This window comes from Psychroserpens sp. SPM9 (genome assembly GCF_025153525.1).
Lineage (GTDB): Bacteria > Bacteroidota > Bacteroidia > Flavobacteriales > Flavobacteriaceae > Psychroserpens.
Genome location: NZ_JANZNR010000006.1, coordinates 129,613 through 155,831 on the forward strand (window position 1 = coordinate 129,613; position 26,219 = coordinate 155,831).

At 34.8% G+C, this 26,219-nt stretch carries 40 protein-coding genes; 11 read left to right on the forward strand and 29 right to left on the reverse strand.

Annotated elements, in window-relative coordinates:
* Positions 1–120 precede the first annotated feature (120 nt).
* Positions 121–765 (forward strand): orotate phosphoribosyltransferase, encoded by a 645-nt coding sequence (pyrE, locus tag N4270_RS12785; RefSeq protein WP_260097662.1) that lies wholly within the window; start codon positions 121–123, stop codon positions 763–765.
* Between the two features lie 31 nt (positions 766–796).
* Positions 797–1,192, forward strand: coding sequence for an SRPBCC family protein (locus tag N4270_RS12790; protein ID WP_260097663.1), 396 nt, complete (start codon positions 797–799; stop codon positions 1,190–1,192).
* On the opposite strand, the gene N4270_RS12795 is transcribed toward N4270_RS12790, so the two are convergent.
* Entirely contained in the window at positions 1,189–1,920 is a 732-nt protein-coding gene (locus N4270_RS12795) for a biotin--[acetyl-CoA-carboxylase] ligase (RefSeq protein ID WP_260097664.1), read from the reverse strand. The genes N4270_RS12790 and N4270_RS12795 overlap by 4 nt on opposite strands.
* A gap of 96 nt (positions 1,921–2,016) precedes the next feature.
* Here N4270_RS12795 and rsfS point away from each other — a divergent pair, with 96 nt between their 5' ends.
* From rsfS to N4270_RS12835, 8 genes are all read left to right on the forward strand, one after another.
* Positions 2,017–2,388: a ribosome silencing factor gene (gene rsfS / locus N4270_RS12800; protein ID WP_260097665.1), complete on the forward strand. Its 372-nt coding sequence runs from the start codon at positions 2,017–2,019 to the stop codon at positions 2,386–2,388.
* 39 nt (positions 2,389–2,427) lie between these two features.
* Positions 2,428–4,395 (forward strand): ATP-dependent zinc metalloprotease FtsH, encoded by a 1,968-nt coding sequence (gene ftsH / locus N4270_RS12805; protein WP_260097666.1) that lies wholly within the window; start codon positions 2,428–2,430, stop codon positions 4,393–4,395.
* 115 nt (positions 4,396–4,510) lie between these two features.
* Positions 4,511–5,116: a lactate utilization protein gene (locus N4270_RS12810; RefSeq protein WP_260097667.1), complete on the forward strand. Its 606-nt coding sequence runs from the start codon at positions 4,511–4,513 to the stop codon at positions 5,114–5,116.
* Positions 5,117–5,938, forward strand: a complete 822-nt coding sequence (locus tag N4270_RS12815) for a phosphatidate cytidylyltransferase (protein ID WP_260097668.1) — start codon at positions 5,117–5,119, stop codon at positions 5,936–5,938.
* The gene (locus tag N4270_RS12820; protein ID WP_260097669.1) at positions 5,928–6,581 is read left to right on the forward strand and encodes a phosphatidylserine decarboxylase family protein; all 654 of its coding nucleotides are present in this window, start codon (positions 5,928–5,930) and stop codon (positions 6,579–6,581) included. Before N4270_RS12815 ends, N4270_RS12820 begins: the two co-directional genes overlap by 11 nt.
* Positions 6,578–6,844, forward strand: a complete 267-nt coding sequence (locus N4270_RS12825; protein ID WP_260097670.1) for an acyl-CoA-binding protein — start codon at positions 6,578–6,580, stop codon at positions 6,842–6,844. Before N4270_RS12820 ends, N4270_RS12825 begins: the two co-directional genes overlap by 4 nt.
* Before the next feature lie 24 nt (positions 6,845–6,868).
* Positions 6,869–7,768, forward strand: a complete 900-nt coding sequence (locus N4270_RS12830; RefSeq protein WP_260097671.1) for a M28 family metallopeptidase — start codon at positions 6,869–6,871, stop codon at positions 7,766–7,768.
* 55 nt (positions 7,769–7,823) lie between these two features.
* A complete protein-coding gene (locus tag N4270_RS12835) occupies positions 7,824–8,255 on the forward strand; it encodes a hypothetical protein (RefSeq protein WP_260097672.1) in 432 nt (143 codons plus the stop codon).
* Here N4270_RS12835 and N4270_RS12840 read toward each other — a convergent pair.
* Positions 8,252–9,166, reverse strand: coding sequence for a dimethylarginine dimethylaminohydrolase family protein (locus tag N4270_RS12840; RefSeq protein ID WP_260097673.1), 915 nt, complete (start codon positions 9,164–9,166; stop codon positions 8,252–8,254). The genes N4270_RS12835 and N4270_RS12840 overlap by 4 nt on opposite strands.
* 62 nt (positions 9,167–9,228) lie before the next feature.
* Positions 9,229–10,515 (reverse strand): citrate synthase, encoded by a 1,287-nt coding sequence (locus N4270_RS12845; protein ID WP_260097674.1) that lies wholly within the window; start codon positions 10,513–10,515, stop codon positions 9,229–9,231.
* 214 nt (positions 10,516–10,729) lie between these two features.
* Here N4270_RS12845 and N4270_RS12850 point away from each other — a divergent pair, with 214 nt between their 5' ends.
* Positions 10,730–11,482 (forward strand): DUF481 domain-containing protein, encoded by a 753-nt coding sequence (locus tag N4270_RS12850; RefSeq protein WP_260097675.1) that lies wholly within the window; start codon positions 10,730–10,732, stop codon positions 11,480–11,482.
* An 86-nt stretch (positions 11,483–11,568) separates the two neighbouring features.
* Here the strand turns inward: N4270_RS12850 and eno are convergent, their stop codons facing one another.
* From eno to rpsS, 26 genes are all read right to left on the reverse strand, one after another.
* A complete protein-coding gene (gene eno, locus N4270_RS12855; protein WP_260097676.1) occupies positions 11,569–12,861 on the reverse strand; it encodes a phosphopyruvate hydratase in 1,293 nt (430 codons plus the stop codon).
* Positions 12,862–13,020: 159 nt separating this feature from the next.
* Positions 13,021–14,124, reverse strand: a complete 1,104-nt coding sequence (gene carA / locus N4270_RS12860; protein WP_260097677.1) for a glutamine-hydrolyzing carbamoyl-phosphate synthase small subunit — start codon at positions 14,122–14,124, stop codon at positions 13,021–13,023.
* 325 nt (positions 14,125–14,449) lie between these two features.
* Entirely contained in the window at positions 14,450–14,923 is a 474-nt protein-coding gene (gene rplQ / locus N4270_RS12865) for a 50S ribosomal protein L17 (RefSeq protein ID WP_204346299.1), read from the reverse strand.
* Positions 14,924–14,996: 73 nt separating this feature from the next.
* On the reverse strand, positions 14,997–15,989 hold the full coding sequence (locus tag N4270_RS12870; protein ID WP_091423918.1) for a DNA-directed RNA polymerase subunit alpha: 993 nt from the start codon (positions 15,987–15,989) through the stop codon (positions 14,997–14,999).
* Between the two features lie 97 nt (positions 15,990–16,086).
* The gene (gene rpsD / locus N4270_RS12875) at positions 16,087–16,692 is read right to left on the reverse strand and encodes a 30S ribosomal protein S4 (protein ID WP_260097685.1); all 606 of its coding nucleotides are present in this window, start codon (positions 16,690–16,692) and stop codon (positions 16,087–16,089) included.
* A 170-nt stretch (positions 16,693–16,862) separates the two neighbouring features.
* Positions 16,863–17,246: a 30S ribosomal protein S11 gene (gene rpsK / locus N4270_RS12880; RefSeq protein WP_120202429.1), complete on the reverse strand. Its 384-nt coding sequence runs from the start codon at positions 17,244–17,246 to the stop codon at positions 16,863–16,865.
* Positions 17,247–17,343: 97 nt separating this feature from the next.
* Entirely contained in the window at positions 17,344–17,718 is a 375-nt protein-coding gene (gene rpsM / locus N4270_RS12885; RefSeq protein WP_260097693.1) for a 30S ribosomal protein S13, read from the reverse strand.
* 103 nt (positions 17,719–17,821) lie between these two features.
* Positions 17,822–17,938 carry a type B 50S ribosomal protein L36 gene (ykgO, locus tag N4270_RS12890; RefSeq protein ID WP_081990159.1) on the reverse strand — a complete coding sequence of 39 codons (117 nt, stop codon included), beginning with the start codon at positions 17,936–17,938 and terminating at the stop codon, positions 17,822–17,824.
* A 60-nt stretch (positions 17,939–17,998) separates the two neighbouring features.
* The gene (gene infA / locus N4270_RS12895; protein ID WP_026753784.1) at positions 17,999–18,214 is read right to left on the reverse strand and encodes a translation initiation factor IF-1; all 216 of its coding nucleotides are present in this window, start codon (positions 18,212–18,214) and stop codon (positions 17,999–18,001) included.
* Between the two features lie 86 nt (positions 18,215–18,300).
* The gene (gene secY / locus N4270_RS12900) at positions 18,301–19,653 is read right to left on the reverse strand and encodes a preprotein translocase subunit SecY (protein ID WP_260097695.1); all 1,353 of its coding nucleotides are present in this window, start codon (positions 19,651–19,653) and stop codon (positions 18,301–18,303) included.
* Positions 19,654–19,665: 12 nt separating this feature from the next.
* Complete coding sequence (gene rplO / locus N4270_RS12905; protein WP_260097696.1) at positions 19,666–20,118, reverse strand: 50S ribosomal protein L15; 453 nt, start codon at positions 20,116–20,118, stop codon at positions 19,666–19,668.
* 96 nt (positions 20,119–20,214) lie between these two features.
* Positions 20,215–20,397: a 50S ribosomal protein L30 gene (gene rpmD / locus N4270_RS12910; protein WP_260097697.1), complete on the reverse strand. Its 183-nt coding sequence runs from the start codon at positions 20,395–20,397 to the stop codon at positions 20,215–20,217.
* Positions 20,398–20,408: 11 nt separating this feature from the next.
* A complete protein-coding gene (gene rpsE / locus N4270_RS12915) occupies positions 20,409–20,933 on the reverse strand; it encodes a 30S ribosomal protein S5 (protein WP_260097698.1) in 525 nt (174 codons plus the stop codon).
* A 6-nt stretch (positions 20,934–20,939) separates the two neighbouring features.
* The gene (rplR, locus tag N4270_RS12920) at positions 20,940–21,296 is read right to left on the reverse strand and encodes a 50S ribosomal protein L18 (protein ID WP_204346307.1); all 357 of its coding nucleotides are present in this window, start codon (positions 21,294–21,296) and stop codon (positions 20,940–20,942) included.
* A gap of 10 nt (positions 21,297–21,306) precedes the next feature.
* Entirely contained in the window at positions 21,307–21,849 is a 543-nt protein-coding gene (rplF, locus tag N4270_RS12925) for a 50S ribosomal protein L6 (protein ID WP_260097699.1), read from the reverse strand.
* A 17-nt stretch (positions 21,850–21,866) separates the two neighbouring features.
* The gene (rpsH, locus tag N4270_RS12930) at positions 21,867–22,265 is read right to left on the reverse strand and encodes a 30S ribosomal protein S8 (protein WP_260097700.1); all 399 of its coding nucleotides are present in this window, start codon (positions 22,263–22,265) and stop codon (positions 21,867–21,869) included.
* Between the two features lie 91 nt (positions 22,266–22,356).
* Entirely contained in the window at positions 22,357–22,626 is a 270-nt protein-coding gene (gene rpsN / locus N4270_RS12935) for a 30S ribosomal protein S14 (protein ID WP_092579393.1), read from the reverse strand.
* Between the two features lie 3 nt (positions 22,627–22,629).
* On the reverse strand, positions 22,630–23,181 hold the full coding sequence (rplE, locus tag N4270_RS12940) for a 50S ribosomal protein L5 (protein WP_260097701.1): 552 nt from the start codon (positions 23,179–23,181) through the stop codon (positions 22,630–22,632).
* A gap of 2 nt (positions 23,182–23,183) precedes the next feature.
* Positions 23,184–23,495, reverse strand: coding sequence for a 50S ribosomal protein L24 (rplX, locus tag N4270_RS12945; protein ID WP_260097702.1), 312 nt, complete (start codon positions 23,493–23,495; stop codon positions 23,184–23,186).
* An 11-nt stretch (positions 23,496–23,506) separates the two neighbouring features.
* Entirely contained in the window at positions 23,507–23,875 is a 369-nt protein-coding gene (gene rplN / locus N4270_RS12950; protein WP_040248536.1) for a 50S ribosomal protein L14, read from the reverse strand.
* Positions 23,876–23,877: 2 nt separating this feature from the next.
* The gene (gene rpsQ / locus N4270_RS12955) at positions 23,878–24,135 is read right to left on the reverse strand and encodes a 30S ribosomal protein S17 (protein WP_006988541.1); all 258 of its coding nucleotides are present in this window, start codon (positions 24,133–24,135) and stop codon (positions 23,878–23,880) included.
* A gap of 18 nt (positions 24,136–24,153) precedes the next feature.
* Complete coding sequence (rpmC, locus tag N4270_RS12960; RefSeq protein WP_260097703.1) at positions 24,154–24,345, reverse strand: 50S ribosomal protein L29; 192 nt, start codon at positions 24,343–24,345, stop codon at positions 24,154–24,156.
* Between the two features lie 13 nt (positions 24,346–24,358).
* Positions 24,359–24,778: a 50S ribosomal protein L16 gene (rplP, locus tag N4270_RS12965; protein WP_260097704.1), complete on the reverse strand. Its 420-nt coding sequence runs from the start codon at positions 24,776–24,778 to the stop codon at positions 24,359–24,361.
* 19 nt (positions 24,779–24,797) lie between these two features.
* Complete coding sequence (gene rpsC, locus N4270_RS12970; RefSeq protein ID WP_260097705.1) at positions 24,798–25,514, reverse strand: 30S ribosomal protein S3; 717 nt, start codon at positions 25,512–25,514, stop codon at positions 24,798–24,800.
* Positions 25,515–25,522: 8 nt separating this feature from the next.
* Complete coding sequence (rplV, locus tag N4270_RS12975; RefSeq protein ID WP_260097706.1) at positions 25,523–25,930, reverse strand: 50S ribosomal protein L22; 408 nt, start codon at positions 25,928–25,930, stop codon at positions 25,523–25,525.
* 5 nt (positions 25,931–25,935) lie between these two features.
* On the reverse strand, positions 25,936–26,214 hold the full coding sequence (gene rpsS, locus N4270_RS12980; protein ID WP_260097707.1) for a 30S ribosomal protein S19: 279 nt from the start codon (positions 26,212–26,214) through the stop codon (positions 25,936–25,938).
* Between the last annotated feature and the right edge of the window lie 5 nt (positions 26,215–26,219).

A 26,219-nucleotide genomic window follows, 5' to 3' on the forward strand; every position in this document is an offset into this window, starting at 1 on the left:
TAGTACAGTAGGTATTAGTAGCGTAAAAATATCATTTTTATGCAGATGACCACCATTTTTAAAATTAATTTTATTTTAAATTCTGAAATTCTTTTTAGCAAAAAAGCGTAGTTTTGCAACATGATTTTTGACAAAGAAACTGCTAAGCAAACCGCCGAAGTTTTACTGCAAATAAATGCAATAAAACTGCAACCCAATGCCCCTTTTACTTGGGCTTCAGGATGGAAATCACCAATTTATTGTGATAATAGAATTGTATTATCTTTTCCGCCAATTAGAAATTATATTCGTGAAACTATGGCCAAACACATCGCCTCGCACTACGGAAAAGTAGATGTTATTGCTGGTGTCGCTACTGGTGCTATAGGAATTGGTATGTTGGTGGCTGAATATCTCGGACTCCCATTTATTTATGTAAGACCCGAAGCAAAATCGCACGGACGACAAAATCAAATTGAAGGATTTGTACAATCTGGTCAAAATGTCGTTGTTGTTGAAGATCTTATTAGTACCGGAAAAAGTAGTCTTAATGCCGTCAAAGCACTTAAAGAAGCCAATATTAATGTTAAAGGAATGGTTGCCATTTTTTCTTACGGATTTGATATTGCTGCCAAAAATTTTGAAGCTGCCAATGTTGAACTTCACACCTTAAGCAACTATGAAAATCTTTTAGAACAGGCCATGGACACCAACTATATAAATGCTAAAGAACAAGAAGTTTTGGCACGTTGGAATGCCAATCCTAGTGAATGGAACGCTATTTGATTGAAGCGTATTAAAATATAAAACAACACCCATGAAATTAGAATCACCAAAAACTACACTAAATAAATCAGCACAAGAAACTTTTGATTTTTTATCTGATGTCAAAAATTTCGAAAAATTAATGCCAGATAACATCAGCAAATTTGAAGTTTTAGAAGACGATAAATTTTTATTTGCACTTAAAGGCATGCCTGAGATTGTATTAAAAAAGAAAGAAGCTGTTCCTCCAAGTAAGATTGTATTAGGTGCTGCCGGCGGAAAATTAGATTTTTCACTTACTGCAAATATTACCAGTATTGCTGAAGATAAAAGTGAAGTGGAATTGGTTTTTGAAGGCGAATTCAATGCCATGATGGCAATGATGATTAAAGGACCTATCAGTAAATTTATTGAAACCCTTGCTGGTAATATGCCTGCACAGGTTTAATATAATAGCCGTACTTCTTTTAAATCAAATTCTTTGATGACCGCATCTTCAACCAAAACCTGAAGATGTCCTGAGTTTGAAACCCCTTTTATAAACCCCGAAAATAACACACCTTCAGCGTCTTCAAATGTTGAAGGTTTATTTTTTCTGAATAAATTGGCTTCATACAATTCCTTTATAGATGCAAATTGACCTCGCTTTAGCATCTCGGCATAATGTTTCAAATTCGTAATAACAACGTGTAAAATTTCGTCTAAATCATAGAGCCTTCCTGAGGCCTTAAGCATTGAAGTGGCATTTGGTAAATTTTCAAAATGAGTCTGATTAATATTGAGCCCGAAACCAATTATCGTTGCCTGCAACCGATTATTTTTTATGACATTTTCTATCAAAACACCCGAAATCTTCTTTTGGTCTGCCAAAATGTCGTTAGGCCATTTAACTTTTATCGCTTTAATTTGAGAGCCTTTCAAAGTCTTAGAAATAGCCAAAGAAATTATCATACTTATATAAAAACTGTCCTCAATAGCTAAAAACGAAACATCTAAAAACACACTAGCCATAAGGTTTTTGGACTTTTCAGAATGCCAAACCGTTCCCATTTGACCGCGTCCATTAGTTTGAGATTCGGCAACAACAACTGTATAATCTTTAAGTGCTTCAGCGTTGCTCAACTGCCTTAAAAAAGTGTTGGTGGAGTCGATGGCACTAAGTTTGATTATACGCATAGTAATGTGTTAAAAAAAATTATAAATTTCTTATGATTAATAACCGTTTGTAAGACGCAAAAAAATAATAACTTTGCACAAAATTAAATCAATTTAATGGCGAAAAAAAATACAAGTCCAGATCAACTAATAAGTACGATTATTGCTGGGATTGAAGATGTAAAAGGTAAAGAAATTACAATTTTAGATTTAAGAGAAATTGAAAATACAGTTTGTGATTACTTTGTAGTTTGTGAAGGAACATCAAACACGCAGGTAAATGCCATTGTAAATTCTATTCAGAAAAAAGTAAGTAAAGAACATAAAGACAATCCTTGGCATATTGAAGGAAACGACAATGCCGAATGGGTGTTAATGGATTATGTAAATATAGTCGTGCATGTGTTTCAAAAACATATTAGAGAATATTACGATATTGAAAGTCTTTGGGGTGACGCAAAAACAACTGTAATAGAAACAAGTTATTAAAACTAATAAATAAAAAAACCACAGTTGTGGTACCTATAGATGGCAAAAGACAATAAAAATTTAAATAAAAAACCAAAGTTTAGCCCATATTGGATTTACGGATTCGTAATTGCAGCATTTTTAGCAATTCAATTATTTTCTGGCGGATTTGGTGGTGATGCTTCTAAAGACATCAACCCTTCAAAATTCTTTAATTATATGAAGGATGGCGATGTCGCTGAATTGCTTATCGTTAACAACAAAGAAGCTCGTGTATTTCTTACAAAGGAAGCTTTAGAAAAAGAAGCGCATAAAAATGCAAAACCGACGAGTATTCTTCCTTCTGTTTCTCCGCAACCAAATTATGTATTCGAGTTTGGTAATTTAGATATCTTTCAAGATAAATTAGATGAAATTAATGATGCAGATAACGGTATTTTTGTTCCTGTAGATTTTAAAAGTGAATCGAACCCAATAGGGAGTTTGATTTTCTCATTACTTCCTTTTGTACTCATTATTGGCGTCTGGATATTTATCATGAGACGAATGTCTGGTGGTTCTGGTGGAGGTGCTGGCGGACAAATTTTCAACATAGGAAAATCGAAAGCCAAACTTTTTGATGAAAAGACAGATGTTAAAACCTCATTCAAAGATGTCGCTGGTTTAGAAGGTGCTAAAGAAGAAGTACAAGAGATTGTAGATTTCCTTAAAAACCCTGAAAAATACACGTCACTCGGTGGTAAAATACCTAAAGGTGCTTTATTAGTTGGACAGCCAGGAACCGGTAAAACCTTATTAGCTAAGGCGGTTGCAGGTGAAGCTAAAGTCCCATTTTTCTCTCTATCTGGTTCCGATTTTGTTGAAATGTTTGTCGGTGTTGGTGCATCTCGTGTACGTGACCTGTTCAAGCAAGCCAAAGAAAAATCTCCAGCTATCATCTTTATTGATGAAATTGATGCTATCGGTAGAGCGCGTGGAAAAAGTAATTTCTCTGGTTCTAATGATGAGCGTGAAAACACCTTAAATCAGTTACTAACAGAAATGGACGGTTTTGGCACCAATACTAATGTTATCGTATTAGCCGCAACCAACAGAGCTGATGTTCTTGATAAAGCTTTAATGCGTGCTGGTCGTTTTGACAGACAAATATTTGTAGACTTACCAGATGTTAGAGAACGTAAAGAAATTTTTGAGGTTCATTTAAGACCTATCAAACAATCTGAAAAATTGGATGTCGATTTCTTAGCAAAGCAAACACCAGGCTTTTCGGGTGCCGATATTGCTAACGTCTGTAATGAGGCGGCATTAATCGCTGCACGTAATGGCAAAAAAGCGGTAGATAAACAAGACTTTTTAGATGCCGTTGACCGTATTGTTGGCGGATTAGAAAAGAAGAATAAGATCATAACCAAAGACGAGAAAAAAGCCATTGCTTTCCACGAAGCGGGTCATGCTACTGTAAGCTGGATGTTAGAACACGCAGCACCTCTAGTAAAAGTTACTATTGTACCACGTGGGCAATCGCTAGGAGCTGCTTGGTATTTACCAGAAGAACGCCTAATTGTAAGACCAGAGCAAATGCTAGACGAAATGTGTGCTGCACTTGGTGGAAGAGCGGCAGAAAAAGTGATATTTAATAAAATTTCTACTGGAGCCTTGAGTGATCTTGAAAAAGTAACCAAGCAAGCTAGAGCCATGGTAACTATTTATGGTTTAAGTGATAAAGTTGGAAATTTAACCTATTACGACTCTTCAGGGCAATCTGAATATGGTTTTACAAAACCCTATAGTGAGCAAACTGCAGAACTCATTGATAATGAGATTTCAAATATTATTGAAGCACAATATCAACGTGCAATTAGCTTATTAGAAAATCACAAAGATAAGCTCACCGAATTGGCCGAGGTTCTACTTGAAAAAGAAGTCATTTTTAAAGACAATTTAGAAAAGATATTTGGCAAGCGTCCGTTTGAAAAAAAGGAACTCGTTGAACCTAAAAAAGAAGCTAAAATTGAGGAAGAAGAATAACACTTCCCATGAGCGATAAATCTTATAAAAAACTTAAATTAATACAGCATTAGTTTAAGTTTTTTTATATTTGAGAAATACATTAATTCAATTAGGTTAATAGCAATTCCTATACATGAGTCTATTTCGTAAAATCTTCGGTTTAAAAAACACTCCTGAAGACAACATAAAAAGCGAAGAGAGAGGCAAGTACATGCCTGAAATAAAGCTGCCCGTTGATGAACAATTCACAATAAATTTTAAAGCTAATGGCGGTAAATTTCTCTATTGCGAAAATATGCAGGAAATCTATGACAGCCTAAATGCTATTTTAAATGAAAATAATTGGGGCGAAGAAAAAGTATTGTTGTTTGACGAGCGCCTCAATGAATTATTTACAAATTTTGAATTCAATACAACTAAGCGCATATCTGAAAGCACCTATTTCTTTTCAACCTGTGAGTACTTAATTTCTGATGACGGTTCATTACTTATTTCCTCCAACCAAATTGCTGAAAAGAAATTAAAAGAACTGCCCGATAATTTTATCATCTATGCTACAACCAGCCAGTTTGTTCAAAATATAGGTGAAGGATTACGCGGAATCAAAGGAAAAAACAGAGATAAAATTCCAACAAACATTACTACTATAAAGCACTTTAAAACAATTGAAGATAAAGACTTCCTTACCTACGGAAGCAGTTCAAAAAACTTATATTTGTTGCTCCTAGAAGATTTATAAATGAAAGAACTTGGTACAAGAGCGCTCTCTGGCTTGTTATACGTTTCATTACTCATTGCATCACTATTTTGGCAGCACGCACTCATTGTTTTGTTTTTCATTTTTGGAATCGTTTGCCTCGCAGAATTTAAAAAACTTATCCAATTAAAAAGTTTCTGGCCTTATCCTGTATTTGCTTCGCTCTATTTTGGTTTTGCTTATTGGAAACTTTTTTCAGAAACATCAACAGGCTTTAACGAAGCTTCGCAAATCTTACTCGTCATTACCATTTTTGTACAACTTATCTTGATTAAGGATTTGTTTTCAGAAAAAACCATTCCGCTATTTAGTACCAAACGTTTTATAATCACAACCTTTTATTTATCTAGTAGTTTTGTGTTTCTCATCTGTATCGGTAATTTTAATCAAGAGTTCACACCACTACTCCTTTTAGGATCGTTTATACTTATTTGGATAAATGACACTTTTGCCTATCTAGTTGGTAAAAACTTTGGAAAACAAAAGTTGTTTCCTAGCATATCACCAAAGAAAACTGTGGAAGGTTTTTTAGGCGGTCTCTTTTTTTCCTGTATTGGCAGTTATTTTATTGCTAACTTTACAGATACATTAAGCTTTACAAATTGGCTCATTTTAAGTATTATTATTAGTGTCTTCGGAACCCTTGGAGACCTCATAGAATCTAAATTTAAACGTCAGGCTAATGTAAAAGACAGTGGTGTTATTATGCCAGGTCATGGCGGCTTGTTAGATCGCCTCGATAGTATCATATTTGCAGCATCTTTTATATTTTTGTTTTTAAGAATTGTTACCTATGTTTCATAAAGAAGGTTATAAAATTATTTTCATCACATTAGTCGTTGTGATTGCATCCATTTTATTAATAGATCGATTTATCGATATCAATTGGTTGCGAATTACGCTCATGGTTGGCATGTTGGTACTGCTCGTTCTTATCCTTCAGTTTTTTAGGAACCCTAAACGTTTTACGAGCCTGCAAGATCATACTGCTGTATCGCCTGTAGACGGAAAAGTAGTCGTTATTGAAGAAGTTTTTGAAAAAGAAGTTTTTAAGGACAAACGCATACAAGTCTCTGTATTTATGTCGCCCATCAATGTGCATGTAACACGCTATCCTATTAGTGGTAAAGTGACCTATAGTAAATACCATCCAGGAAAATATCTGGTAGCCTGGCATCCAAAAGCGAGTGAAGAAAATGAACGCACCACCGTTGTCGTTGAAAATAATAACTTCGGAAAAGTGTTGTACCGACAAATTGCAGGAGCCTTAGCTAAGCGTATCGTAAATTATGCCAAAGCAGATGATGAAGCAGTTCAAGGAAGTGATTCCGGATTTATAAAATTTGGATCACGTGTTGACCTGTTCCTTCCGCTTGATGCCGATATAAAAGTAGAATTGAATCAAAAAGTAAAAGGTGGCGAAAGTATAATTGCCGAAAAACAATGACTTCCGAAGAACTGGACATAGAATTTCAAGAAGCAGTAGCACGAATTAACGCGCATACCGAACCTTTTCCTGCCGATTTTTTATTGCGCCTTTACGCTTATTACAAAAAAGCGAGTAATAATTACTCCAGACCAAGTAGCAGCAAACCAATTATCAATGCTTTTAAGACCAACGCATTGTTTCAGGTTCAAGACGTTACTCCAGACGAAGCGAAACGCATTTACATTGATTTGGTCAACAATTATCTGTTGTACAGAGAATAGTAAATGTATTAATTCCGATATTTTATGATGAAATCAATAACCTTTATTTTACTAATGTTTTTGGGTATTAGTGCCTGTTCTGCTCAAACGAAAAATCAGTTTTATGCTGATGTGGTTGCTAAAACTTCGGAAGCAAACATCCTTAAAGATTTAACGACTTTTGAAAACTTCGGAATAAAAAATGTCGGTTCTGAAGCTCTTACACAATGTGAAACCTGGATTACCTCGCGTTATAAACGTTTAGGTTATACAGACATCGTATTGCAGCCTTTTAGTTATAAAGCAGGCACAAGTCATAATATTATTGTAACCAAAACCGGAACCAAATATCCAAATACCTTTATCGTTATTGATGCACACTACGATACCATTAATGGTCCTGGCACTAACGATAATGGCACAGGAACCATTCTTATTATGGAACTTGCACGACTTCTAAAAGATATAGATACTGAATATTCGATTAAGTTTATTCATTTTTCGGGAGAAGAAGACGGATTGATTGGCAGTAACTATTATGTAAAAAACACAGTAATTAAAGACCAACTAGATATTAAATTAGTCTTTAATATTGATGAAGTTGGTGGTGTTAAAGGTAAAACAAATGATACGGTGGTTTGCGAACGTGATGAATCACAACCCACCTCAAATAACGAAGCCTCAGCGAAGGCCACGACACAGCTGGCCAATTATATGCGCTTATACTCCAATCTGAAAACTGAAATTGCAAATGCCTATGCTTCAGACTATATGCCATTTGAAGATCAAGGTTTTGTGATAACCGGACTCTTTGAAAAACATGAGTCGCCTATGAATCATACCAAAGATGATGACTTAGCACATATGGATGTAGCTTATGTTTACGAAATTACCAAAGGAGCTTTAGGTGCTGCTTTAGAGTTTGCGGTAGCTATTAAAAAGTAAAATCGCCAAAAGAGAAGAATTAATTATATACAACATAGCCTATTAGATGCTGTTTATGAAATTATTACCTTTTAGTTTTAACACATACAATTCACATAAAACTGTAGCCCAAATTTTCGAATCTTTTGATCATCTAATGTTAGATATCAATTCGAATTACAGTTATGAAACTGAAAAAAGCAATAACACGTTTTGGTTCCAAGAAGAGGATTTTAAAACTTATAGTAAAACCTATTATTACAAAACTAAAGTCCGAATGAAGGCTTCTGGCACTAAAACTGAAGTTTATGCCACCAGTGTTGTATCAAGTGCTAAACTATACTTTCTATTTTTTTTAGTAAGTCAATTATTTGTAATCATTCTTTTTACGGAAAAGTATACCTTACTCATAGCATTTGGAATTCTAGTAATGTATCTTATTGTACTTAATTTTAATAAGAACGAATACACCAAACCGAAAGACGATTTAATAAAAATTTTAAATTAATCTCGAATCAAAGGGAGCGTTGAGCAGCGTAACAAGCCTTCCTGCTTTGCTATTTCGGCATAAGGGACTTCTTCAACCGTAAATCCTTGCGCGCGAAGCCAAGTGTTTAATCGGGTGAAATGACGTTCAGAAACAATAACATCTTCAGAAATAGAGAATACATTACTATTCATGTCATACATTTCATCTTTGGAAATGATAAAACAGTTTTCTTTTCCGAAGAAATTCAGTAACCATTCGTATTCTGTTTCCTCTAGAAAACCTTCTTTGTGCAAAATTGCTTTATTCGTGCCAATAGGTTGAAAGCAACAATCTAAATGTAAGGCATTATCTTTAGGATTGGTTTGAGACTTTCGCAGGTTAAAACTCTTGACCGTTTTATGCGGAAATAGTTTCGTAATATAATCGACACCTTCTACATTGGTTCTTGCAACGATATAATCGGCATAATCGGGTTCGCGATAGGTGCCAATAAAAATATGGTCATTCCATACAATCACATCACCACCTTCAATATGAACTTCTTCAGGAGGTCGCAGAACATTTTTAGGATCTATTTGATCAATCACATACTGAATCGCGTCGAGTTCTTCTTCACGATCCGGAAGAATATTTGCTTTGATAAATGTAGTATCGATTACAAAACCAATATCTCTAGAAAAAATCTGATTGCAATCTTTAATAATTTCTGGTCGGTAAACTTTCACCTCATATTTTTCAAAAACTTGGGCAACAGCTTCCATTTCTTTGACCATATCTGCTTCTTTAGGATAGGTTCCTGCTTTGATATGTTCTAAAGATTTAGGGTCGTATGCTTGTGCTACAGTTGGTGTTGGTCCGTTGCTCTTAGCCGTACCAAGAATAACAGCTCTCAATCGAGAGGTTTCGTTTTTAACGTGAGGTTGAATCATAGATTACAAATATAAAAAAAGCTTCATAGAATTATGAAGCTTTTGTAATCTCTTATAGGAGTTTAACGTTCACTAATAGCTTTAAAAGGTCGGTAGGTTTCACCAACATATAATTGTCTTGGACGACCAATTGGCTCTTTACGCATACGCATTTCTTTCCATTGTGCAATCCATCCTGGTAAACGTCCTAAAGCGAACATTACTGTAAACATTTCAACAGGAATTCCCATGGCTCTGTAAATAATTCCAGAGTAGAAATCGACATTTGGATATAATTTTCTATCTACAAAATAGGCATCTTCTAAAGCTTCTTTTTCTAAGCCTTTTGCAATATCTAAAATTGGGTCTTCAACACCTAAATCACTTAACACATCATCTGCAGCAACCTTGATGATTTTTGCTCTTGGATCGAAATTTTTGTAGACTCTATGTCCAAAGCCCATTAAACGGAATGGATCATTTTTGTCTTTAGCTTTTGCCATGTATTTTTTAGTATCACCACCATCTTCTTTAATCGCTTCCAGCATTTCTAAAACCGCTTGGTTAGCTCCACCATGAAGTGGTCCCCAAAGTGCAGAAATACCAGCAGATAAGGATACAAATAATCCTGCATGTGACGATCCTGTAATTCTTACTGTAGATGTTGAACAGTTTTGCTCATGATCGGCATGAAGAATTAATAATTTATCTAAAGCATTAACTAGAATCTTGTTTTGCGTGTAATCTTCATCAGGACGCTTAAACATCATTTGTAAGATATTCTCTACATAACCTAAAGACGAACTGCCATAATCTAATGGCATCCCTTGCTTTTTACGTAAAGTCCAAGCCACTAAGATTGGAAATTTACCTAAAATTCTAACAATGGCATTGTACATTTCTTCTTCAGAGTCTACGTTTACTGAAGATGGATTAAAAGCTGTTAAGGCACTTGTTAACGATGCTAAAACACCCATTGGATGCGCAGACTTAGGAAAGGCATCTAATATTTTTTTAATGTCATCATCAACAACAGCATGCTTTTTAATATCGGAATGGAATTTATCCAATTCTTCTTGATTAGGAAGTTCGCCAAATATTAATAAATAAGCTACTTCTAAAAAATCGGCTTTTTCGGCTAATTCTTCAATAGAATAACCTCTATATCTTAAAATTCCTTTTTCACCATCTAGAAATGTAATGGCACTTTCACAAGACCCAGTGTTTTTATAACCAGGATCAATTGTGGTCACACCACCTGTAACACCTCTAAGGGTTTTAATATCAATTGCAACTTCGTTTTCGGTACCTGTAACTAACGGGAATTCATGTTTTTTACCATTAATTTCTAGTGTAGCTTTATCTGACATATATATGAGAATTTGTTTTGTTTTTGCGGATTGCTAAATTACAAAATATCTAAGGATTTACGAAGTGATATTATAATGCTTTTAACAATTTTGGTATTCAAAAAATCGATGAGCTACTAGGAGTCCATTTTATAGTATTAACATGACATCAAAAGATAGATTTATCTTGAATTACAAATGGTAATTATTAATTTTGCGGCATCAATTTTTAGCTATGCGATATCTTACTCTACTCTTTTTTTGTTGGTCATTAACTTCCGTTTCTCAAGTGGTAAACGTTGAAACTTTACGGAAGGCTTCCGATTCTGCAAAATGGACAGGTTCGGTTAGTTTAGATTTATCGCTGATAAAAAACAAGAATGATATTTTCAGAATTGCAAACAAGGCTCACATTCAGTATAATGATAAAACTAACTTATGGCTTTTTGTGAATGATTTAAATCTTCAGAAAATTGAAGGTAATTCATTAGTTAACCGCGGAACACAGCATTTGCGTTATAATAGAAAAGTGTCGTCTCGTATAAAATGGGAAGCTTTTGTTCAGGCACAATATGATGCAATTTCTGAAATTGATTTTAGAGGCTTATTAGGTACTGGTCCACGATTTAAACTCTCAGAACATGAGAATTACCGTTTTTATTTAGGTACCTTGATTATGTACGAATATGAAAAAGCGTCTAATGTTATTAGCGATCGTGTTCAAAAGGATGTCAGAGGAAGTGCCTATCTATCCTTTAGTATGTATCCTACAGAAACGATTAGTATTATTAGCACTAGTTATTATCAGCCGAGAATTGATGCCTTTAGTGATTATCGCTTTTCGAGTAATACTGCACTTCTATTTGAAGTCTTTAAAAATTTAGCCTTTAAGACTAACTTCAATTATTTTTACGATGCCTTTCCGGTGAGTTCAAGCATTCCGAAGACCCAATTTGAACTGACTAATGGTTTGCTTTATAGTTTTTAGTTATCGTAAAAATCTTCTTCAGAATGACATAAAAAAACCTAGCCGAATTAACGAATAGGTTTTTTAAATATTTATTTAAAACAGTCTTATTTAACTTTAAAAGCATTTAAGCCCGGAAAGTAAGCCGTTGTATCTAATTCTTCTTCGATACGTAATAACTGATTGTACTTTGCCATACGATCACTACGTGACGCAGAACCCGTTTTGATTTGTCCGGTGTTTAAAGCCACAGCTAAATCGGCAATAGTATTATCTTCAGTTTCACCAGAACGATGAGACATTACCGAAGTATATCCTGCATTATGAGCCATATTTACTGCGGAAATAGTCTCAGTTAAGGTTCCAATTTGATTTACTTTAATCAAGATTGAATTAGCGATCCCATTTTCGATACCACGAGATAAACGCTCTACGTTAGTTACGAATAAATCATCACCAACGAGTTGTACTTTGTTTCCGATTTTTTCAGTTAAGTATTTCCAACCTTCCCAGTCGTTTTCATCCATACCATCTTCTATTGAGATAATTGGATATTTCTCTGATAATTCGGCTAAGTAATCGGCCTGCTCCTGACTCGTACGCACACTTCCGGAGTCGCCTTCAAAAATAGTATAATCGTATTTACCATCTTTATAGAATTCGGCAGCAGCACAATCTAAAGCAATCATCACATCATCACCTAATTTATATCCAGCATTAGCGACAGCTTTTGCTATGGTTTCTAAAGCATCTTCGGTTCCTCCTTCTAAATTTGGCGCAAAACCACCTTCATCACCAACAGCTGTACTCAACCCTCTATCGTGTAATACTTTTTTAAGATTATGGAAAATCTCAGTTCCCATTTGCATGGCGTGCGTAAAGTTTTTAGCTTTTACAGGCATGACCATAAATTCTTGAAATGCAATTGGCGCATCACTATGAGAACCACCATTAATGATGTTCATCATTGGCACAGGTAATGTATTTGCAGACACACCACCAACATAGCGATATAAAGGCATTCCTAATTCACCTGCAGCCGCTTTTGCAGCCGCTAAAGACACTCCTAAAATGGCGTTGGCGCCTAATTTTGATTTGTTAGGTGTACCATCTAAATCGATCATCAACTGATCAATTCTATTTTGATCAAACACCGATTCGCCTAATAATTCTTGAGCAATGACAGCATTCACATTATCAACGGCTTTTAATACGCCTTTTCCCATATAGTTATCGCCACCATCTCTTAGTTCTACAGCTTCATGTTCGCCTGTAGATGCTCCTGAAGGTACAGCTGCTCTTCCCATAACACCGTTTTCGGTTACCACATCAACTTCAACGGTTGGGTTACCTCTTGAATCTAAAATTTGTCTTGCATGAATATTAATTATAATGCTCATTATGTTTGGTTTAAGTTATTTAAAAATTTGAATTTCAAATTTACAAAATAGTTAGGCTATAATAACTGCTGGTAAAGCAGAATTACATTATATCTCAACGATAATGTTTTCGTAAAACAGAAATGTCAAAAAAACTTAGGTTTCCTTGACATTCCATCATTAATTATTTTTGATATTATTGATAAACTCATCAAACAAATAGGTTGAATCGTTTGGTCCAGGACTAGCTTCAGGGTGATATTGTACTGAGAAGCAGTTCTTGTTTTTTAGTTTAATTCCGGCAACGGTATGGTCATTAAGATGCACATGGGTAATCTCAACATCAGGATGATTTTCGGTTTCTTCTCTATTGATGGCAAAGCCGTGGTTTTGAGAAGTTATCTCACCTTTAGTAGTAACTAAATTTTGAACCGGATGATTGATTCCGCGATGTCCGTTGTGCATTTTATAAGTTGAAATTCCGTTAGCCAATGCAATAACCTGATGCCCTAAACAGATTCCAAACAAAGGTAAATCACGTTTAATTATTTCTTTTGCTACGGCTTGGGCTTCCACTAAAGGTTCTGGGTCTCCAGGTCCATTAGACAAGAAATAACCATGAGGTTTAAAGGCTTCTAAATCTTCAAATTTCGAATTGTACGGAAACACTTTAATGTAGGCATCGCGTTTAGCAAGATTACGAAGGATGTTCTTTTTAATTCCGATATCCAGGGCAGCAATTCTATAAGACGCATTTTCATCACCGTAGTAATAAGGTTCTTTGGTTGAAACCTGAGAGGCTAATTCTAAACCTTCCATGCTAGGCACTTCGGCTAATTGTTTTTTTAAGCCTTCAATATTATCAACGTCAGTAGAAATGACAGCATTCATAGCGCCATGATCTCTAATATGGCTCACTAAAGCGCGTGTATCGACATCGGAAATGGCTAAGAGGTTATGGTCATTAAGAAATTCTTCTAAAGTTTTATCACCAGCGGGACGTGAATATTCAAAACTGAAATTTTTACAAATTAATCCTGCAATTTTAATGGTATCTGATTCGATTTCTTCGGCTTTGGTGCCATAGTTCCCGATATGGGCATTTGTAGTGACCATTAATTGTCCGTAATACGACGGATCGGTAAAAATTTCCTGGTAACCTGTAGTTCCTGTATTGAAGCAAACTTCCCCAAAGGCAGTACCTTCTTTACCTATAGATTTGCCGTGAAAAATGGTGCCATCGGCTAAAAGAATAAGGGCTTTTTTACGTTTTTGGTATTTCATTTTTTGTTGTGTTGTTAGTCGTAACCTTGTTTGTTGTTGTGTTTTCTAATTATTTATTCTTCTGCGTTAAGGATTGTAGCGACATCCTTTTTTGTTTTTCCAAAAAAGATATAGCGAAAAGCCTGACTCACTGAAGCTATAGCGAAAGGGAGTAACGCCCAAAATATGTTTACAAAAATCTATAAAAAAAAGGATAACCTAAAATAGATTATCCTTTATATATTAAATGCTTATTAACACTCGAAAATCGAGAGGTAAATAGAGAAGCCAGTTTAATTTACGATTTGTATTGCAATTAAGTTTGACTCGCTTTATTGGTCGCATTTTACTCTTCTTCGTTAGTTGCTTTAGTTTCAACTGGAGCGACAGCTGCTGGTTTAGAGCCTCCTCGACGACTTCTTCTTGTCGTTTTCTTCTCTTTTTTACCTGCATTGTAGATCTCGTTGTAATCAACTAATTCTATCATTGCCATATCAGCGTTATCACCAAGTCTGTTTCCTAATTTGATGATTCGCGTATAACCACCTGGACGATCTGCAACTTTAACAGCCACGTCTCTGAATAATTCAGTAACGGCATCTTTTTGTCTTAATCTAGACATAACGATACGTCTGTTGTGTGTTGTATCTTCCTTAGATTTTGTAATCATTGGCTCTACAAATTGTTTTAAAGCTTTAGCTTTAGCAACTGTAGTGTTGATACGTTTGTGTTCGATTAACGAACATGCCATATTAGCTAACATTGCTTTTCTGTGCGCCGTTTGTCTTCCTAAATGGTTAAATTTCTTTCCGTGTCTCATGACGTTTGTTTTATCATCTTGCTACCAAATCCCGATTGCTATTGGGAGAGCAAAATATGATTATTTTAATGTATTAATCTTTGTCTAATTTATATTTTGCTAAGTCCATTCCGAAGTTTAAACCTTTAACATTAACAAGCTCTTCAAGCTCGGTTAAAGATTTCTTACCAAAGTTACGGAACTTCATTAAGTCATTTTTATTAAATGATACTAAGTCTCCAAGTGTGTCAACTTCAGCAGCTTTTAAACAGTTTAATGCACGTACAGAAAGATCCATATCAACTAATTTAGTTTTCAATAGTTGTCTCATGTGAAGTGATTCTTCATCATAAGTTTCAGTTTGTGCAATTTCATCAGCTTCAAGAGTGATACGCTCATCAGAGAATAACATGAAGTGGTGAATTAATATTTTAGCAGCTTCGGTTAAAGCATCTTTAGGTGCAATTGATCCATCGGTGATAATTTCAAAAACTAACTTTTCGAAATCTGTTTTTTGTTCTACACGGAAGTTTTCAATGCTATACTTAACATTTTTAATCGGCGTATAAATTGAATCTGTAAAGATGGTTCCGATTGGAGCTGAAGCTTTTTTGTTTTCTTCAGCAGGAACATAACCTCTACCTTTTTCAATAGTGATTTCCATGTTAATATTTACTTTAGGATCTAAGTTACAAATGACTAAGTCTTTGTTTAATACTTGGAAACCTGAGATAAACTTTTGGAAATCTCCGGCAGTAATTTGGTTTTGCCCAGAAATAGAAATTGAAACAGATTCGTTATCAACTTCATCGATTTGACGCTTAAAGTTAACTTGTTTTAAGTTCAAAATCATTTCTGTAACGTCTTCAACTACACCTGCAATAGTAGAGAATTCGTGATCTACGCCTTCTATTCTAATGGATGTAATTGCGAAACCTTCTAAAGAAGATAATAAAACTCTTCTTAACGCATTACCAACTGTTAATCCGTAACCTGGTTCTAAAGGTCTAAATTCAAATTTACCTTCAAACTCGGTTGAATCAATCATGATTACTTTGTCGGGCTTCTGAAAATTTAATATTGCCATATCTAGTGTCTTCGTTTTGATTGTTATTTAGTTGCGCGATTTATAAGTTTGAAGACGACTATAAATCCTTTGGCTAAATACCAATATGATTAATTTATTATTTAGAATATAATTCGACGATGTATTGTTCGTTGATATTTTCTGGAATTTGGATACGTTCTGGAACAGAAACATAAGTTCCTTGTTTTGTATCGTTGTTCCAAGTAATCCATTCGTATACATTGCTAGAATTAGCTAATGAATTTTGGATTGCTTCTAATGATTTAGATTTTTCTCTAACAGCAACAACATCTCCGGCTTTTAATTGGTAAGAAGGGATGTTTACGATTTCACCATTTACTGTGATATGTCTGTGAGAGACTAATTGTCTTGCACCACTACGTGAAGGAGATAATCCCATTCTGTAAGCTACATTATCTAAACGAGATTCACAAAGTTGAAGTAAAACCTCACCTGTAATACCTTGTGCAGCCGTTGCTTTTTTAAACATGTTTCTGAATTGCTTTTCTAATATACCATAGGTATATTTTGCTTTTTGCTTTTCCATTAATTGGATTGCATATTCAGATTTTTTTCCACGACGCTTGTTTGCACCGTGTTGACCTGGAGGATAGTTTCTTTTTTCGAAAGCTTTATCATCTCCAAAAATAGCTTCACCGAACTTTCGGGCTATTTTAGTTTTAGGACCAGTATATCTTGCCATTTTAAAATTTGTTTTGAGAGTGTTTGTGAATTAAGGTCTTAATCTTATCCTTCGACGAACGTTGATCTCTCGTTGATACTTGTTTGTTATTTTTCAGTTTGCAAATTTACACATAAAAAATTAATATCAACCATTAAAAACAGTTGATATTAATTCTTTTAAAGCATAAATTATACTCTTCTTCTTTTTGGAGGTCTACATCCATTGTGTGGTAATGGAGTCACATCGATAATTTCGGTGACTTCGATACCTGCGTTATGAATTGATCTAATTGCAGATTCTCTACCGTTACCAGGACCTTTTACGTATACTTTCACTTTTTTAAGTCCAGCTTCTTTTGCAACTCCAGCAGCATCTTCTGCAGCTAATTGAGCAGCGTAAGGGGTGTTCTTTTTAGAACCTCTAAATCCCATTTTACCAGCTGATGACCATGAAATAACGTCACCTTTTTTGTTTGTTAAAGAGATGATGATGTTGTTAAAAGAGGCAGCTACGTGAGCTTCTCCTACAGCATCTACAATTACTTTACGTTTTTTTGTACTTGACTTTGCCATATTTTTTTAGCTTTTAGTTTTAGTAATAGTCGCTAGAATCCTAAACCGTTAAATTTCAAACAGATTCTTTCCAACGTCTAAAGACTAAAGACTATTATTATTTAGTTGCTTTTTTCTTGTTTGCAACAGTTTTTCTTCTACCTTTTCTCGTTCTAGAGTTGTTTTTAGTTCTTTGACCTCTTAATGGAAGTCCAGCTCTATGACGAATACCTCTGTAACATCCAATATCCATTAATCGTTTAATGTTTAATTGGGTTTCAGAACGTAATTCACCTTCGATAGTATATGATCCAACAGCGTCACGGATTGCTCCAATTTGCTCATCTGTCCAATCTTGTACTTTGATGCTTTCGTCTACTTTAGCTGCTGCTAAAATTTCTTGAGCTCTACTTCTACCTACACCGTAGATATAAGTTAAAGAAATAACTCCTCTTTTTTGTTTTGGTATGTCTACACCTGCAATTCTTGCCATATTGTTTAGTTTTTAGCTGTTAGCTTTTAGTTGTTAGAATCCTAAACATTTCTATTTCGAACAGATTCATCTAACTACTAATTACTAATGTCTAGTGTCTTGTTTAACCTTGTCTTTGTTTGAATCGTGGATTCTTTTTGTTAATGACGTAAAGTCTACCTTTTCTGCGGACTAATTTACAGTCTGCACTTCTCTTTTTAATTGATGCTCTTACTTTCATCTTTGTTGTTTTACTTAATTTTTTGTGATTGTGCTTTTTAGCCTGGTCACTTAAATTAATTTAGTACCTATAAGTTATTCGAGCCTTCGTTAAATCGTAAGGACTCATTTCTAATTTTACTTTGTCTCCAGGTAACAATTTAATGTAATGCATACGCATTTTACCTGAAATGTGTGCTGTCACAATGTGACCATTTTCTAGTTCAACACGGAACATCGCATTAGATAATGCTTCGATGATTGATCCGTCTTGTTCTATTGCTGCTTGTTTTGCCATATTATATATTTTAGTGTTTCATCTTGGATAAGCAAATACCTTGCCTAAATATTTCCGAAGATTTCCCTCTAAATTAGTATTACATTTTAAGCTACTGCTTTTCTGTTTTTACCAGTCTTCATCAAACCATCATAATGCTTATTCAACAAGTATGAATTGATTTGCTGCATTGTGTCTATTGCAACTCCAACCATAATTAGTAGCGATGTGCCACCAAAGAATAATGCCCATCCACCTTGAACGTTCATCACTTGTACAATAATAGCTGGGAACACAGCGATTAATGCTAAAAAGATAGAACCAGGTAATGTAATTTGCGACATTATTTTATCTAAATACTCCGATGTTTCGGTACCTGGTCTAATTCCAGGAATAAATCCTCCACTTCGTTTTAAATCATCAGCCATTTTGTTTGTAGGAACAGTAATTGCTGTATAGAAATACGTAAAGATGATAATCAACAATGCAAATACAACATTATACCACAATCCGAAAGGATCATTAAACTGTGCTTGCATCCATTGTCCAACTTCACTTGAAGTTCCCATAGACTTTCCAATTAAACTAGGCACAAACATAATTGCTTGAGCAAAGATAATTGGCATTACACCTGAAGCATTTAGTTTTAATGGTAAAAATTGTCTTGATCCAAATACATTTTTTTCGTAACCACCAGAAGCAGTACGTCTCGCATATTGAACGGCGATTTTACGTACAGCCATGACTAGCATTACTGAAGCTAAGATGATAACAAACCAAACGACTAATTCGATTAAGATCATCATCAATCCACCATTTCCACCACCATCTAAACGCGATCCTGCGTTAAGAATAAATGATTGAGGTAAGGTTGCGATAATACCAACCATAATTAATAGTGATATTCCATTACCAATACCTTTATCGGTAATTTTTTCACCTAACCACATAGCGAATATACATCCAGTGACTAATATAATTACTCCTGAGATATAAAATACAGGACCTGTACCTAATAAAAATGCGGTTGAAGGAATACCAAATGCAGGTTGTAAACTTGCTAAATAACCAGGTGCTTGGAATAAGCAGATGATAATTGTTAACCAACGTGTAATTTGAGTAATCTTCTTTTGACCACTAGCACCTTCTTTTTGTAATTTCTGTAAATACGGAATAGCAATTCCCATTAACTGAACAACAATAGAAGCCGAAATGTAAGGCATAATACCTAATGCAAAAACTGAAGCATTAGCAAAGGCACCACCAGTAAACATATTAAGGATTCCGATTATACCTCCATCTGCACCATCTTGTAAACCTCCTAATTGAGTGGCATCAATACCTGGTAATACAACCTGAGCACCAAAACGGTAAACTAAAAGCAGACCAAGCGTTAAAATGATTCTGTCTTTTAGCTCAGTTATTTTCCAAACATTTTTTAATGTATCTATTATTTTCATACTAAAGAGTTCTTATAAAGTTACAGCTTCACCTCCAGCAGCTTCAATTGCAGCTTTTGCTGTTGCCGTAAATTTATGAGCTGTTACTGTTAATTTTGATTTTAATTCACCACGACCAAGAATTTTTACTAATTCATTCTTTCCCGCCAAACCTAGATCTACTAGTGTTTGAAAATCAACTGCATCCTTTATTTTCTTGTTGTCTACTAACTCTTGTAGTTTATCTAAGTTAATCCCTTGATATTCTATACGGTTAATATTTGTAAATCCAAATTTAGGAACTCGTCTTTGAAGTGGCATTTGACCACCTTCGAAACCTAATTTTTTAGAGTAACCTGAACGCGACTTAGCTCCTTTGTGACCACGAGTTGCAGTACCACCTTTTCCAGAACCTTGTCCACGACCTACTCTTTTACCTTGATTCTTTGTAGAACCTTCTGCTGGTTTTAAATTACTTAAGTTCATTGTATCTTATTATTTTGTTTGATCTGTTAATTTCTATTTTTATTTAAGGTCAGATCGAATGAATCAATTAACCTTAGAAATAGAATTGACAGCTATTTAGTTCATTTCTTCAACAGAAACTAAATGTGAAACTTTACTTACCATTCCAAGTATACTTGGAGATGCATCATGTACTTTGGTTTGACCAATTTTGTTTAACCCAAGAGCTTCTAAAGTTCTCTTTTGAGTTTGTGTACGATTGATTGCGCTTTTTACTTTTGTTACTTTAATCTTTGCCATCGTCCTATTGATTAACCGTTAAATACTTTTTCAAGAGAAATGCCTCTATCCTTAGCAATTGTTCTTGCATCTCTTAATTGTAATAAAGCATCAAAAGTTGCTTTAACTACGTTATGAGGGTTAGAAGATCCTTGAGATTTTGATAATACATCGTGAACACCAACTGCTTCTAAAACTGTTCTTACAGCTCCACCAGCAATAACTCCAGTACCAGGTGCAGCAGGAATAATGTTTACTCTTGCGCCACCAAATTTACCTTTTTGTTCGTGAGGTAAGGTTCCTTTAATGATAGGAATTCTTACTAAATTTTTCTTAGCATCTTCAACAGCTTTTGCGATTGCAGTTGCAACATCTTTAGATTTTCCTAAACCGTGACCTACAACTCCAGCTTCATCACCAACCACTACGATCGCTGAAAAACCAAAAGCTCTACCACCTTTTGTTACTTTGGTAACTCTTTGAACACCAACTAAACGATCTTTAAGATCAATTCCACTTGGTTTTACTAATTCTGCGTTTTTATATTTTTGATACATAGTGTCTTAGAATTTAAGTCCGCCTTCGCGTGCGCCTTCAGCTAATGATTTTACTCTTCCGTGATATTGGTATCCACCTCTATCAAAAGAAATCGTATTGATACCTGCTTTAATTGCTCTTTCAGCTACAGCTTTACCCACAAGGGCAGCTTTTTCTGATTTAGTTCCTTTTGCAGAAGCGACATCTTTATCTCTTGAAGATGCTGCAGCTAGGGTTTTACCTGTTACATCGTCTACAACTTGAGCGTAGATTTCTTTATTGCTTCTATAAACAGCTAAACGTGGTCTTGCTTCTGTACCAGAAACAACCTTACGTATTCTGCTTTTTATTCTTAGTCTTTTTTCGTTCTTTGTTAATGCCATAACTAATTTTTTAAGCTGATTTACCTGCTTTTCTTCTTAATTCTTCACCAACAAACTTGATTCCTTTTCCTTTGTAAGGTTCTGGTTTTCTAAATCCGCGAATTTTCGCAGCAACTTGTCCAACTAATTGTTTATCGTGAGATGTTAATTTTACTATTGGGTTTTTACCTTTTTCTGAAATGGTTTCAATTTTAACTTCTGGTGCAACATCTAAAACGATATTGTGAGAGAATCCTAAAGCCAAATCTAATTTTTGACCTTGGTTAGATGCTCTATAACCTACACCAACAAGTTCTAATTCTTTAGTCCATCCTTTAGATACACCTGCAATCATGTTGTGCATTAAAGATCTGTATAAACCGTGTTTAGCCTTTTGTTCTTTACTATCTGATGATCTAGTTACAAGTACGTTTCCGTCTTCAACTTTAATTTCAACAGTATCGAAGTTTTGTGTTAATTCTCCTAATTTACCTTTTACAGTAACTACGCTATCTTTAACATCAACTGTAACTCCTTCTGGAATTGCTACTGGATTATTTCCTATTCTTGACATGTTCTTTCTGCTTTAAATTAGTAAACGTAACACAATAATTCACCACCTACATTTTCGCGTTGCGCTTGCTTACCTGTAATAACACCATGAGATGTAGATACAATAGCAATACCTAAACCGTTAAGGATTCTTGGCATTTCGTTAGCGCCAGCATACTTACGTAAACCTGGTGTACTGATTCGTTGAATTTTTTTGATAACCGACTCTTTAGTTTCTTTGTTGTACTTAAGGGCTATTTTAATAGTACCTTGTACAGTAGAATCGTCGAATTTATAACTTAAAATATATCCTTGATCGAATAAGATTTTAGTTATCTCCTTTTTTAAATTTGATGCAGGAATCTCAACTACTCTATGGTTAGCTTTCACTGCATTTCTGATTCTTGTTAAGTAATCAGCAATTGGATCTGTATTCATTTATATTAATTTGCGGTAGTGGTTTTCGACACGATGTCGAACCTAAAACCAATTTATAATTCTTGTTGTAATCGCGATAAAACGATTTGGTCTACCAAGATGCTTTTTTAACACCTGGAATCAAACCTTGGTTTGCCATTTCACGGAATGTTACACGTGAAATACCGAAAGTTCTCATATACCCTTTTGGTCTTCCAGTTAACTTGCAACGGTTATGTTGACGTATTGGAGAAGCATTTTTTGGTAACTTTTGTAATGCTTCGTAATCTCCAGCTTCTTTTAAAGCTTTACGTTTCTCAGCATATTTTGCTACTGTTTTTGCTCTTTTTACCTCACGGGCTTTCATTGATTCTTTAGCCATATCTTAGTTCTTTTGAAAAGGTAAACCCAATTCAGTTAATAACGATTTTGCTTCTTTATCTGTTTCTGCAGATGTTACGAAAGTAATATCCATACCAGAGATTTTATTGATTTTATCAATATTGATTTCTGGGAAGATAATTTGTTCAACAACACCTAAGTTATAGTTTCCGCGACCATCAAAACCTGTTGCCTTGATACCATTAAAATCTCTAACTCGTGGTAAAGCTGAAGTTACTAAACGATCTAAAAACTCATACATTTGCTCTCCTCTTAACGTCACACGCACACCAATTGGCATCCCTTTACGTAATTTAAAAGAGGCAACATCCTTTTTAGAAAGTGTCGCTACAGCTTTTTGACCAGATATCATTGTTAATTCATCAATTGCATGATCAATTAATTTTTTATCGGCAACAGCAGCTCCAACACCTTTAGATATAACGATCTTTTTAAGTTTAGGAACTTGCATTACGTTTTTATATCCGAATTCTTCTGTAAGAGCAGAAACTACTTTGTCCTTGTACTCTTGTTTTAATCTTGGAATATAAGCCATAACTATATTACTTCATTTGATTTTACTGAAAATCTTACTTTCTTGTCACCTTCAACTCTGTAACCAACTCTAGTTGTTTCTCCTTTTGAAGTTAACAACGATAAGTTAGACATGTGTATTGGTGCTTCTTTCTCTACAATGCCTCCTTGAGGGTTTTGTGCACTTGGTTTCGTATGTTTCTTAACCATGTTTACACCTTCAATGATGGCTTTGTTTTTATCTTTTAATACTTTAAGAACTTTACCTTCGGTACCTTTATGGTCTCCAGCTATTACTTGTACAGTATCTCCTGATTTAATTTTAAACTTTGTCATTTTATTAGTCATTAAAGCACTTCTGGTGCTAATGATACAATTTTCATGAATTGCTTATCACGAAGTTCTCTAGCTACGGGTCCAAAAACACGTGTACCTCTCATTTCTCCTGTTGGATTTAAAAGGACACAAGCGTTATCATCGAATCTAATATAAGATCCGTCTGGACGTCTCACTTCTTTTTTAGTACGAACAACTACTGCTGTTGATACTGCTCCTTTTTTAATGTTTCCATTAGGAGTCGCATCTTTTACTGAGACTACAATTTTATCTCCAATAGAAGCGTATCTTCTTTTTGTACCACCTAGAACACGGATTGTTAAAACTTCCTTTGCTCCAGTGTTATCAGCTACTTTTAATCTTGATTCTTGTTGTACCATAATTACTTCGCTCTTTCAATTATTTCTACTAATCTCCAACATTTAGATTTACTTAAAGGTCGTGTTTCCATGATCTTTACAGTATCTCCAATGTTACAATCGTTTGTTTCGTCGTGAGCAACATATTTCTTTGTTTTCAAAACGAACTTTCCGTACATAGGGTGTTTTACTTTTTTAACTTCAGCAACCACGATTGATTTCTGCATTTTGTTACTCGTAACAACTCCTATACGCTCTTTTCTTAAATTTCTTTTTTCCATCTTTCAGCCAGAATACAATTATTGTATTTCTCTTTTAGTTAATTCTGTTGCAATTCTTGCTACTGAACGTCTAACGTTACGTAACTGAATTGGATTATCTAATGGAGAGATTGCATGTGCCATTTTAAGGTCTGCATAACTCTGTTTAGTTTCACTAAGTTTCTCTTGTAACTCAGCTACTGATAATTCTTTAATTTCTGATTGTTTCATAATATCAAATAAATTATGCTTCGTAATCTCTAGCGATTAAAAACTTAGTTTTCACAGGTAGTTTTTGAGCTGCTAAGCGTAATGCTTCTTTTGCAACTTCGATAGGTACTCCACCAACTTCGAATATAATTCTACCTGGTTTCACAACAGCTACCCAATATTCAACAGCACCTTTTCCTTTACCCATACGTACCTCTAAAGGTTTCTTGGTAATTGGTTTGTCTGGAAATACTTTAATCCATAATTGACCTTCTCTTTTCATGTAACGCGTTGCAGCAATACGAGCCGCTTCGATTTGACGAGAAGTCAAAAAATTAGAATCTAAAGATTTTATACCAAACATACCATACGAAAGTGTGTGTCCTCTTCCAGTATTTCCTTTCATACGTCCTTTTTGGACTTTACGAAATTTTGTTCTTTTCGGTTGTAACATTTTTACTTTTCTTTAAAAATTACTTTCTACGACGAGATTTGTTCCCACCACGTCCTCCAGACTTGCCACCTTGTTTCTTAGACAAGCCAACTAATGGAGAAAGTTCTCTTTTTCCGTACACTTCACCTTTCATGATCCATACTTTTACACCTAATCTACCGTAAGTAGTATGTGCTTCAACTAAAGCATAGTCAATATCAGCTCTAAATGTAGATAAAGGAATACGTCCTTCTTTATAATGTTCGCTACGTGCCATTTCAGCACCATTTAAACGACCACTAATTTGAATTTTTATTCCTTCAGCATTCATACGCATAGCAGCAGCAATTGCCATTTTGATTGCACGTCTGTAAGAGATACGATTCTCAATTTGACGAGCAACACTTGATCCTACTAAAAACGCATCAAGTTCAGGTCTTTTAATTTCAAAGATGTTTAACTGAACTTCTTTTCCAGTAATTTTCTTAAGCTCTTCTTTTAACTTGTCTACCTCTTGGCCACCTTTACCGATAATAATACCAGGTCTAGCAGTAGTGATAGTAACGGTTACAAGTTTAAGCGTACGCTCAATAATAACTCTAGATACACTAGCTTTTGATAAACGAGCATGGATATACTTTCTGATTTTATCGTCTTCAGCAAGTTTATCACCATAATCATTTCCACCATACCAGTTAGATTCCCATCCTCTGATAATTCCTAAACGATTTCCGATTGGATTTGTCTTTTGTCCCATATCTCTATTTAAGCTTGTGTGTTATTTTTAGCTCCAATCACAACAGTTACGTGATTAGATCTTTTTCTAATTCTGTGTGCACGACCTTGAGGTGCTGGACGTAATCTTTTTAACATAGATCCGCCATCAACTCTAATCTCTTGAACAAATAAATCTGCTTCTTCAATATCAGCATCTTCATTTTTAGCTTGCCAGTTAGCAATTGCAGATAAAAGTAATTTCTCTAATCTACGTGAGGCTTCTTTTTGGCTAAATCTCAAGATTTGTAATGCTTTTTCAGCTTCTTTTCCTCTTACCAAGTCTGCAACTAAACGCATTTTTCTTGGTGAAGTTGGACAGTTATTCAACTTTGCAAATGCAACTTTCTTTCTGTCTTCCTTAATAGCGTCTGCCATTTGTTTTTTACGACTTCCCATAGCTACTATTTTTTACCTTTATTTTTTGCACCTGCGTGACCTCTAAACGATCGTGTTGGTGAAAATTCTCCTAATTTATGACCTACCATGTTTTCAGTTACATAAACTGGTACAAATTGACGACCATTATGAACAGCGATTGTTTGTCCAACAAAATCTGGAGAAATCATTGAGGCTCTAGACCACGTTTTGATTACTGTCTTTTTGTTTGAAGCTACATTCTCTTCAACTTTTTTATTCAATTTGTAATGGATGTAAGGTCCTTTTTTTAATGAACGTGCCATATTAT